Consider the following 1,457-nt stretch of genomic DNA (forward strand, 5'->3'; position numbering starts at 1 on the left):
ACGTGGTCATGACCGGCCGCAATCCCAACCGGCTCGCGGCCGCCCGCGCGGCGGTGCTGCGTCAGGTGACGGATGCCACGCCCGCCACCGTCGAGACGCTGCTGCTGGACACGAGCAACCTCGGCTCCGTCCGAGCCGCCGCGGCGACCGCCCGCGGCCGCCGCGGACTCGACGGCCTGCTGCTGAACGCCGGCATCGTGCACCCGCCGAAGACCCGCGAGCTCACCGCCGACGGGCACGAAGTGGTGCTCGCCAGCAACGTCCTCGGTCACTTCGCCCTGGCCGGAGAGCTGCTGCCCTCGCTGGCCGCCGCCGGCGGGCGCATGGTGTGGGTGGGGAGCATGGCGACATCGCTGTGGTCGTACGACCCCGAGGACCCGGAACTCGAGTCCGGCTACACCGGCTGGCGGGCCTACGTGCAGTCGAAGGTCATGACCGCCGCGGTCGGCTTCGAGGCCGCCCGGCGGCTGGCCGACGCGGGCGTCGCGGTGGAGAGCCTCGTCGCCCACCCCGGATACTCCACCAGCGGCCGCACCCGCGGCATCCAGGGGGTCAACGAGCCCACCCGCGCGAAGCGGTTCACCGCCAACCTGCAGGCGGCGGTCGCGCAGTCCAAGGAGCGCGGCGCCTGGCCGCTCGTGCGGGCGCTGGTCGACCGCGACGCCGAGAACGGGTCGTTCTGGGGTCCGGGTCTCATCGCCCGCGGCGCCCCACGCAAGGCGATCTCGTCGAAGATCACGCGGGACCAGGAGCGGGCGGCGCGCCTGTGGGAGTTCTGCGAGGCGGCCACCCGCGTGGCCTGGCCGTTCGAGCAAGCCGCGGGCACCCGGCGGCGCGTGCGCGGCTGACGCGGGTCAGGCGGTGACCCAGATCGCGTCCGCCGCACCGGCAGGCAGGGCGATCGCGGGGGAGCCGTCGACCGAGACGGTGCCGTCGCCGACCACGGCGATCGTGTGCCCCACGTCGAGGCCCGCCTCTTCGCACGCCCGCAGCAGCGCCGGATCACGGTCGCTCACGCGCAGCACGCGGCCGCGGTGTCCGGGGGCGGCCCGCGCCACCAGCACGAAAGGTTCCCGGTGCACCGTGCCGTCGGCATCCGGAATGGCGTCGCCGTGCGGATCGAAGCGGGGGTGGCCGAGGCGGGCGGCGATGCCCTCGAGAAGCCGGTCGCTGATGGTGTGCTCGAGCACCTCGGCCTCGTCGTGGACCTCGTCCCAGGCGTAGCCGAACTCGCGCACGAGCCACGTCTCGACCAGGCGATGCCGACGGATGACGCCCGCCGCGCGGCGCACCCCCTCGTCGGTGAGCTGCACGGGGCCGTACGGGCGGTGGGTGACAAGCCCCTGGGAGGCGAGCTTCTGCACCATCTCGGTGACACTCGAGGGAGCCAGCCCCAGCTCGGATGCCAGCCGCGACGGGGTCACCGGATCGGTCTGCCACTCGGTGTGGTGGTAGAT

Annotated in this window: 2 protein-coding genes; one reads left to right on the top strand and one right to left on the bottom strand. The window is 74.1% G+C overall.

From position 1 onward, the window contains the following. Positions 1-848 (top strand): SDR family NAD(P)-dependent oxidoreductase (locus NQ160_RS23660; protein WP_257517433.1); only part of this gene is annotated, 848 nt, incomplete at its 5' end. A gap of 6 nt (positions 849-854) precedes the next feature. On the opposite strand, the gene NQ160_RS23665 is transcribed toward NQ160_RS23660, so the two are convergent. Next, the coding region (locus NQ160_RS23665; RefSeq protein ID WP_257517434.1) for a metal-dependent transcriptional regulator at positions 855-1,457 on the bottom strand (603 nt) is incomplete at its 5' end.

The organism is Microbacterium sp. zg.Y909 (assembly GCF_024626565.1).